The 3288-nt window shown below is 67.8% G+C and carries 5 protein-coding genes; 3 read left to right on the forward strand and 2 right to left on the reverse strand.

Annotated elements, in window-relative coordinates:
• Together NEI07_RS01545 and NEI07_RS01550 are read right to left on the reverse strand one after the other, a co-directional pair.
• A partial coding sequence (locus NEI07_RS01545; RefSeq protein ID WP_256032242.1) for a hypothetical protein occupies positions 1 to 242 on the reverse strand: 242 nt, incomplete at its 3' end.
• Between the two features lie 64 nt (positions 243 to 306).
• Positions 307 to 1275 (reverse strand): beta-ribofuranosylaminobenzene 5'-phosphate synthase family protein, encoded by a 969-nt coding sequence (locus NEI07_RS01550; protein ID WP_256032245.1) that lies wholly within the window; start codon positions 1273 to 1275, stop codon positions 307 to 309.
• A 117-nt stretch (positions 1276 to 1392) separates the two neighbouring features.
• Here NEI07_RS01550 and NEI07_RS01555 point away from each other — a divergent pair, with 117 nt between their 5' ends.
• Genes NEI07_RS01555 through folK form a run of 3 tightly spaced genes read left to right on the forward strand, consistent with a single transcriptional unit; the run spans position 1393 to position 3124 of the window.
• Positions 1393 to 1770, forward strand: a complete 378-nt coding sequence (locus tag NEI07_RS01555; RefSeq protein WP_256032248.1) for a 4a-hydroxytetrahydrobiopterin dehydratase — start codon at positions 1393 to 1395, stop codon at positions 1768 to 1770.
• Between the two features lie 12 nt (positions 1771 to 1782).
• A complete protein-coding gene (gene folP, locus NEI07_RS01560; RefSeq protein ID WP_256032249.1) occupies positions 1783 to 2640 on the forward strand; it encodes a dihydropteroate synthase in 858 nt (285 codons plus the stop codon).
• 4 nt (positions 2641 to 2644) lie between these two features.
• Complete coding sequence (gene folK / locus NEI07_RS01565) at positions 2645 to 3124, forward strand: 2-amino-4-hydroxy-6-hydroxymethyldihydropteridine diphosphokinase (RefSeq protein ID WP_256032251.1); 480 nt, start codon at positions 2645 to 2647, stop codon at positions 3122 to 3124.
• The last annotated feature ends 164 nt before the right edge of the window (positions 3125 to 3288 follow it).

Here is a 3288-nt window from a genome sequence, read left to right on the forward strand (position 1 = left end):
AGATCGGCCGCCGACTTGCGCTTTGGGTCTTTGACCGGCGTCGGGTCGAAGGCGCGATATTGCAATTGCTCGGACCGCGAGTCGCGCACGAAATCCTGCGCCGGCGGCGGCGGGGTGCGCAAACCGGTCGCGTCGAAGAGACGCCCGATGAATGCGCCGCCGCTCGACGGCGCCTCCTGCGCGAGAGCGGCGCTAGCGGCGAGGACGGCGATGAGAGCGATGGCGAGGCGCGCGACAGTCATAGGAGCGAGCAGGCCATAAAAATGCGGCGCGAGTAGGTTCGCACCCCTCGAAAAACCGCGCGCTCTACGCGATCTGCGCGTAGACCGCGTCGATTTTCGCGCCGCGGTTGAGGCCCCGGTGGATCGAAATGTCGAGCCCCTCTTCGCGCGCCTTTGCGCCATGGCGCCCAAGCAGGCGGCGCGCCGCCGCGTCGCTCTCGACGAAGGCGAAGCCGGTCGGACCCCAGGACGTCTGGCCGCCGCCGGTGGCGCCGTCGGCAAGGAGCCGCGCGACCGTCGCCTCGACCTTGGCGCTGGTGAACCGGCGCCCGCCCTGCGCCGGGGCGAAATGATCGCCGACGATCTCCTGAATGCGGGTCACCGCCGCGCCGAAGGGGGCGAGTTCGCGCTCCGCCAGCGCCGGCAGGATCTGCATCAGCACCAGCCGGCAGACTTCGCCGCTTGTCGCGGCGCCGAAGGGCGGCAGTTCGGCGAAGGCGTCGCGCTCGTCCGCGCCATGCAGGCCAACATCGCCCGGATCGCAGACCAGCAACACGCGCCACGCGTCGGGAAATTCGGCGCGGGCGACGACCGGCGGGGTCGTCGTCTGCGGGCCGCGTCCCCCGTCGACCACGACGCCGCCCAACTGGAAGAGTCCGGCGCCGAGCCCGGAGCGCGCGCCGCGCGCCATCAGCGCCGCGTCGGCGGCCGGGTCATTCGGCAGGTCCTCAAGGCGGCGCAGCGCCGCGCTCACCGCGAGCGCCAGCTGGGTGCCAGAACCAAAGCCCGCATGGGCGGGAATCGCCTCCTCCAGCGTCAGCCGGTGGCGCTGCGTCAGGCCAAGCGCCTCCTGCGCGCGCTCCAGCAGCGCGGCGGCGCGCTCGGCTTCGGGTCCCTCGACGCAATTTTTATCGGCGCGGGTCAGGGTCAGCCTTGTCGCCGGCGCGTCGAGCGCGAGGCCGACGCCGCCGAACTTGCGCCCAAGGCCGCCGTTCATGTCGAGGAAACCCAGATGCAGCCGGGCGCTCGCCGCGACGCTTACCTTTGCCGGCATGCCGCCTCTTTTGGTGCAACTGAAGACTTCGGGTCGGTTTAGGCTATAACGCGTCTCAGCGAAAGAATGTTGCGGCGCATGGCGGCGTTGGCGCGCCGCGCAAGAGGGGAGCTCCAGATGGCGAAGGAAGAGCGCGCGTATTCCGAGGACGAGGTCCTCGCGCTGCTGAAGCGCGAACTGCCGCACTGGCGCTACGAGAACGGCTGGATCAGGCGCAAATTCAAGACGCATAGCTGGAAGGGCACGCTGATGGTCGTCAATACGGTCGGCCATCTCGCCGAGGCCGCCTGGCATCATCCCGATATCGCCGCCTCCTACGCATGGGTCGAGGTGAAGCTCATGACCCATACGGCGAAGGGAATCACCGACAAGGATTTCGAGCTCGCCAAGAAGATCGAAGAGGTCGTCTCCTGGCGTCCGGGCAAGGCCGGCGGCGCGCTCGAAGGCACGCCCGAGACCGACCAGCGCTTCGCCTATGTGAAATACGACGACTGACGGAACGCGCGCGTGGTTTTCGACGTCCAGGCGATCGCGACAGCGCGCGATCGTTTTCTTTCGCTGATTGGAACGCGCCCCGTGATCATGGGGATCGTCAACGTCACGCCCGATTCCTTCTCGGACGGCGGGCTGTTTGCGACGCGTGACGCCGCGCTCGCGCAGGCGCGAAGGCTCGTCGGCGAGGGCGCCGATATCGTCGACGTTGGCGCCGAGTCGACGCGTCCCGGCCACACGCCGCTCACCACGGAAGAGGAGTGGGCGCGGCTTGAGCCTCTACTCGCCGCGCTGGTGGCGCAGGCGGGCGCGCCGGTGTCGATCGACACCTACAAAGCGGCGACGGCGCGGCGCGCGCTTGGCGAAGGCGTCTGTCTCGTCAACGACGTCTGGGGCCTGCAGCGCGATCCCCAGATGGCGCCAACGATCGCGCAAGCCGGCGCCGCCGTGGTGATCATGCATAATCGCGAGACGACGGAGCCACAGATCGACATCGTCGCCGACATGAAGCGCTTCTTCGCCCGCTCGCTCGAAATCGCGCGGCGCGCCGGCGTGCCGGAGCGGCATATTCTGCTCGATCCGGGGATCGGCTTTGGCAAGAGCCGCGAGCAGAACTATGACGCGCTGCGCGCGACGCCTGAACTGTTGGCGCTCGGTTTTCCGCTGCTCATCGGCGTCTCGCGCAAATCGATCTTTAAGGGCCTGGGCGACGGCGTTCTCGAGGGACGGCTCGTCGGCACGCTGGCCGCCAATCTTCTCGCCGCGCGCGACGGCGCGCAGGTCTTTCGCGTGCATGACGCCGCGGAGCATCGCGCGGCTTTCGAAGTGATGCGCATTCTCGCTGCGCGCCCTGGAGCGCGCCCTGGAGGTTGAGGCAATGCGGGTCGGATTTGGGCTTGGCAGCAATCTCGGCGACAAGCCGGCCAATATTCGCGAGGCGTTGCGGCTGATCGAGGCGCGTCAGCTGGCGCGACTCGATCGGGTCTCGCGGCTCTACCGCACGCCGCCGTGGGGCGACCTCGACCAGGGGGATTTCGCCAACGCCTGCGCCATCGGCGACACGGCGCTCGCGCCCTATGAGCTGCTTGCGGCGGTCAAGAAGATCGAGGCCGACATGGGCCGCGCGCCGACGCGGCGCTGGGGGCCGCGGCTGATCGACGTCGATATTCTTTTCCTTGGCGACCACGCGATCGACGATCCGGAGCTGACCTTGCCGCATAAGGAGCTTTTCCGTCGCGGTTTCGTTCTGGCGCCGCTCGCCGAAATCGCCCCTGAACTTGAACTCGACGGCGTCACCATGCGCGAGGCGCTGGCCGGCGCTGACGCGAGCGGCGTGCGTCCGTGGTCGGAAGAATAGCCGCCCACCCCGGATGGTTGCCTATCTTCGCGGCGCAGCATTCGCTGCGGCTCTGGCGTCGAGCGCGGATTTCGCAATTTAAAAACAATAGTTATAACAACAATCTATTCGGAATTGTGCGCCGCGCCATGGTCCCGCCTGAAACTCTGTCAGGGTAGGAAATT

This window comes from Methylocystis suflitae (assembly GCF_024448135.1).
Taxonomy (GTDB): domain Bacteria; phylum Pseudomonadota; class Alphaproteobacteria; order Rhizobiales; family Beijerinckiaceae; genus Methylocystis; species Methylocystis suflitae.

What these genes read in the sequence shown, in the direction of transcription:
- NEI07_RS01550 (WP_256032245.1), bottom strand. Translation starts at nt 1,275, where the DNA reads ATGCCGGCAAAGGTAAGCGTCGCGGCGAGCGCCCGGCTGCATCTGGGT.
- NEI07_RS01555 (WP_256032248.1), top strand. Translation starts at nt 1,393, where the DNA reads ATGGCGAAGGAAGAGCGCGCGTATTCCGAGGACGAGGTCCTCGCGCTG.
- folK (WP_256032251.1), top strand. Translation starts at nt 2,645, where the DNA reads ATGCGGGTCGGATTTGGGCTTGGCAGCAATCTCGGCGACAAGCCGGCC.